Genomic DNA, 4658 nt, shown 5'->3' with positions numbered 1-4658 from the left:
GGATAGGTGCTATACGACACCTTTGGGCATGGGCGCGACCGGCTCACCGCCCAGCGGGTAGCCGCCATCCAGTCGCATCACGCTGCCGGTCATGAACGGAGCGTCTTCCAATAGAAACCGGACGGCACGAACCACATCCCCCACCCGCCCAATTCCGGCCAGCAGGGTGTGATCAACAATGGCCTGCCGTTGTGTCTCGGTCAGCAGGCCCCATCCCCGGGTATCCGGTCCATGGCGGGTTTCGAAAATGCCCAGCATCAGCTCGTTCACACGGACCTGGGGCGCTCCCAAACGGGCCCAGGTTTCCGTGAGCAGCGAGATGCCGCGGTTGGCTGCCGCATACCCCTCGTTGAAGAGGTAGCTGGCCGGACCGCTCCGGCCGACAATGCCGGCAATAGATGAGAGGTTGACCACCGCGCCGTCTCCGGAAGCCTTGAGATGGGGCAGCGTCGCTTCGAACACCCATTGCTTGGCGCGCAGGGTGGTGGCTATTTCCAGATCCCATTGTTCCCGGGTGTAGCGGCCGTGAACTGCCGGCCACCCTCCCCGTTCAATGTTGTTGATCAGGATGTCCAGCCGTCCGAAACGGTCCGTGACCCGCTTCACCAGAGCGCAGATGGCGTCGGTGTCCAGCAGGTCAACCCGTTCGATCATGTGGTCCGTTCCGGTATCGGCGAAATCGGATCGCATGGCTGCCAGGCTTTCCGGCCAGTCAAACCAGGTGGCCGCCACCCGGGTGCCACGACCCAACAGGTCCAGGCCGATGGCTTTTCCGATTCCCTTGATGCCGCCAAGCACCAGGGCCACTTTCTGATTGGGCTTCATATTCAGGCCTGTTCCGGTAAAAAGGATAGGAGATATTTGCGAACCCAGTCCATGGCGACCAGCAGCAGGTCCAGATCACCGGTTCCAGACCGGTCAATGGTTCGGTTGTCTGCAGAGGTCGACAGGTTGCGGTTCCTGTAAAAAGGATCATTGCGAAAGGCGTCCAGGTCGTAAAGGGCCGTATAGATCCGTTTTGTTTCCGAAGGCATCAACGGGCCCGGCCGCCGCTGGTTCTTGAGGCCGATCAGCTCCAGCATTCGGTCGTTCATCCGGTTGTGAGCGGCAATTTTCTGATCGTCGATCCATTCGTTCACGGTGTGCCGGTGCCCGTTTTTAAAACCTAGACAATGGGGCTCTCGAATCAGTGCCCAGTGCTCGCTCAGACGTCCAGTTTCGCGGTCACGGGAGACGCCCCGGGCCAGCGGATAGGTTCGGCAGGAAGCGGGCCGGGCTGCATATACACGGCAGCCTGCATCGGTTACAAAGGGACAGGCCAGGTCATCTGCATCGCTGAAGCGCAGGGAAACCACCGGCAGCCCGCTTCCAGGTCCGGTGCTCTCTACGGTGTACCGGTCAAGAAAATCGCCGGATGACATTTTCAGAACCTGTTTGAGGCACAGGACATCATAAGGGGTGAGCGCCTGATTCAGATTCCGGCAGCAGGCATTGAAACAGGTCACATGCGGAGCGCAGGTGAAACGGAAGGTTTGGTGGCATTCCAGTGGCACAACAGCGGGTTGCATGGCCGGCCTCCTGAATGTTTGGGTTCTGGTCGTGTGGGGCAGTGGTAGCACGCTGGGCAGGCGTGTCAACTCCAATCTTCATCCAGTCGACCCAATCGACGCTAAGGGGAATCGATTGTTGAACGGGTTGACCGTGTTCGTCGTCAAGCAGACTATCCCACCACATATTGTACTTCTGGGGGAAGGTTCAACGATATGTAGACGATCGTATGGCTGCGTGTAAGTGACTGCATCTTCTGGGCATTTATGCCACCGAAAATTCTTGACAATGAATATGCTGGATGATATTGATCTTACCTTGTGTTGCACAATGACTATCTTCCCGAATTTATACGATATATTCAATCGATCAAATCAATGCCGCAGTGCATTGGATTCATGTCTGCACGTCGTGTTTTGTAAAAACAGGGTATGGGGTTTTAAACAAGCCCAATGTAACTGTCCGGGTCGAAACCATTCGGACACCTAATCTATGGAAGGGAGGTGCGAGAAACAGGAGGGTCAAGCCTTATTTTCGGAAGTAGGTTGAGTGAAATCTTTTTAACTAACCGTAGGAGGTATACTAAATGCCAAGTTTTGTAATTCAGGAAAAATGTGACGGCTGCAAGGGTGGCGATAAGACCGCTTGCATGTACATTTGTCCCAATGACCTGATGGTGCTGGATCCCAACGCCATGAAAGCTTACAACCAGGAACCCGATCAGTGCTGGGAGTGCTTTTCCTGCGTGAAGATCTGCCCCACCCAGGCCATCGAAGTGCGCGGCTACGCCGATTTCGTGCCGCTGGGAAGTTCCATCATGCCCATGATGGGTACCGAAGACGTCATGTGGACCTGCAAGTTCAGAAACGGCCTCATCAAACGTTTCAAGTTTCCCATCCGGACCACCCCCGAAGGCCAAGCCAATGCTTACGCGGATCTCAAGGGCAAGGACCTCGAAAGCGGCCTTCTCTCCACCGAAGAAGCTGACGGGTACACGATGCCGACGCCGAAGGTCTAATCCGGTTTACTGTTTGTTGGTGATACAACTTTAAGAATTCGTATTTCTACAGGAGGATAAAATATGGCATTACCGAATAAACCTGTGGGTGAACTCAAGGCCGTGCGGGATCCCGAAGTCGTCGAAAAAGAGGTTGACATTCTCATCGTTGGCGGTGGTATGGCTGCCTGCGGTACCGCATTTGAAGTTAAAAAATGGCTCAAAGACGGCCAGAGCGTTCTGCTGTGCGACAAGGCCGCCATGGAAAGATCCGGCGCCGTTGCCCAGGGTCTGTCCGCCATCAACACCTATGTTGGCGAAAATGCCCCGGAAGACTATGTCCGCATGGTGCGCAACGACCTGATGGGTCTGGTTCGCGAAGACCTCATCTTCGATCTGGGCTGCCATGTCGACGATTCCGTACACCTGTTCGAAGAGTGGGGTCTGCCCGTCTGGAAGAAAACCGAAGACGGCAAGAACCTGGACGGCAAGAAGGGTCAGAAAATGGGGACCCTGAAGTCCGGCGCCAAACCGGTCCGCACCGGTAAATGGCAGATCATGATCAACGGTGAATCCTACAAGCGCATCGTCGCCGAAGCCGCCAAACTGGCCCTGGGCGATGACAACATCATCGAGCGCTGTTTCATCGTCGAACTGCTGCTGGATGCCAAGGTGCCCAATCAGATCGCTGGCGCCGTTGGTTTTTCCGTCCGTGAAAACATCGTCTACATCATCAAATGCAAGACCATGATGGTTGCCTGCGGCGGCGCGGTGAACATCTACCAGCCCCGTTCGGTCGGTGAAGGTAAAGGCCGTGCCTGGTATCCCGTATGGAATGCCGGATCCACCTACACCATGGCCATGAAGGTCGGTGCCGAACTGACCATGATGGAAAACCGTTTCACGCCGGCCCGCTTCAAAGACGGTTACGGCCCGGTCGGTGCCTGGTTCCTGCTGTTCAAGGCCAAGACCCTCAACGGTCTGGGTGAAAATTTCGCCGCCAGCGATGCTGCCAAAGCCGAGCTGGAAAAATACGCTCCTTACGGAACGGCCGCCATCACCCCGACCTGTCTGCGTAACCACCTGATGCTGTTCGAAATGAAAGAGGGCCGCGGCCCGATCATGATGGACACCGTGACCGCCCTGGCCGAGTTGGGCAAAACCATGGACAAGAAAGAGCTCAAGCATCTCGAATCCGAGGCGTGGGAAGACTTTCTGGACATGACCTGCGGCCAGGCCAACCTGTGGTGTGCCCAGGACTGTGAGCCGGAGAAGAAGAACTCCGAGGTCATGCCCACCGAACCTTACCTGCTTGGCTCCCATTCCGGCTGCTGCGGTCTGTGGACCTCCGGCCCCGACCTGGATTGGGTGCCGGATGCTTACAAAATCAAGGCCCGTAATGGCAAGATTTACAACCGCATGACCACCGTCGAGGGTCTGTTCACCGCCGGTGACGGTGTGGGCGGCTCCGGGCACAAGTTTTCTTCCGGGTCCCATGCCGAAGGCCGCATTGCCGCCAAACAAATGGTGCGCTACGCCACGGACTTCGCCGATTTCACCCCGACCCTGAAGCAGTCCGCGCAGGAACTGGTCGACCTGGTCTACAAGCCGGTCCGCACCTTCCTGGATAACAAGGACTACACCACCGCCATCGACATCAACCCCAATTACATCAAGCCCAACGGCATGATGTACCGCCTGATGAAGGCCACCCATGAGTACGGTGCCGGAACCGCCACCTACTACATGACCACCAGCAAGTCCCTGGAAGTCGTCATGGACCTGCTTGCCACCATGCGCGAAGACTGCGCCAAGATGGCTGCCGGAGACCTGCACGAGCTGATGAGATGCTGGGAAATCGAACACCGCATCTGGACGGTCGAGGCTCACCTGCGCCACATTCAGTACCGCAAAGAGACCCGCTACCCGGGCTTCTACTACCAGGCGGACTATCCGGGACAGGATGACGAGAACTGGTTCTGTTTCGTCGACTCCAAGTACGACCCGGAAAAGAAGGAATGGGATGTCTTCAAGAAAGACTACATCAAAATCATCCCGTAATGGCATGTCGGCATTCAGCATAGCCGAATAGGAAAGCACCTCCAGGTGTCCT

Annotated in this window: 4 protein-coding genes; 2 read left to right on the top strand and 2 right to left on the bottom strand. The window is 56.4% G+C overall.

Annotated elements, in window-relative coordinates; all coding sequences use genetic code 11:
• Positions 1-9: 9 nt before the first annotated feature.
• The gene (locus ABYV26_RS21335; protein WP_372683379.1) at positions 10-825 is read right to left on the bottom strand and encodes an SDR family NAD(P)-dependent oxidoreductase; all 816 of its coding nucleotides are present in this window, start codon (positions 823-825) and stop codon (positions 10-12) included.
• Between the two features lie 2 nt (positions 826-827).
• The gene (locus tag ABYV26_RS21330; protein ID WP_372683378.1) at positions 828-1568 is read right to left on the bottom strand and encodes a YkgJ family cysteine cluster protein; all 741 of its coding nucleotides are present in this window, start codon (positions 1566-1568) and stop codon (positions 828-830) included.
• A gap of 566 nt (positions 1569-2134) precedes the next feature.
• On the opposite strand from ABYV26_RS21330, the gene aprB reads away from it, so the two are divergent.
• Both aprB and aprA read left to right on the top strand, forming a co-directional pair.
• Positions 2135-2566: an adenylyl-sulfate reductase subunit beta gene (aprB, locus tag ABYV26_RS21325; RefSeq protein WP_372683377.1), complete on the top strand. Its 432-nt coding sequence runs from the start codon at positions 2135-2137 to the stop codon at positions 2564-2566.
• 63 nt (positions 2567-2629) lie between these two features.
• Positions 2630-4606, top strand: a complete 1977-nt coding sequence (gene aprA / locus ABYV26_RS21320; protein WP_372683376.1) for an adenylyl-sulfate reductase subunit alpha — start codon at positions 2630-2632, stop codon at positions 4604-4606.
• Positions 4607-4658 lie beyond the last annotated feature (52 nt).

Source organism: Desulfosarcina sp. (assembly GCF_041551955.1).
GTDB lineage: Bacteria > Desulfobacterota > Desulfobacteria > Desulfobacterales > Desulfosarcinaceae > Desulfosarcina.
This window is presented reverse-complemented; position numbering and strand designations above follow the sequence as displayed.

Coding starts and splice junctions, on each gene's coding strand:
- ABYV26_RS21335 (WP_372683379.1), bottom strand. CDS start 825: ATGAAGCCCAATCAGAAAGTGGCCCTGGTGCTTGGCGGCATCAAGGGA.
- ABYV26_RS21330 (WP_372683378.1), bottom strand. CDS start 1,568: ATGCAACCCGCTGTTGTGCCACTGGAATGCCACCAAACCTTCCGTTTC.
- aprB (WP_372683377.1), top strand. CDS start 2,135: ATGCCAAGTTTTGTAATTCAGGAAAAATGTGACGGCTGCAAGGGTGGC.
- aprA (WP_372683376.1), top strand. CDS start 2,630: ATGGCATTACCGAATAAACCTGTGGGTGAACTCAAGGCCGTGCGGGAT.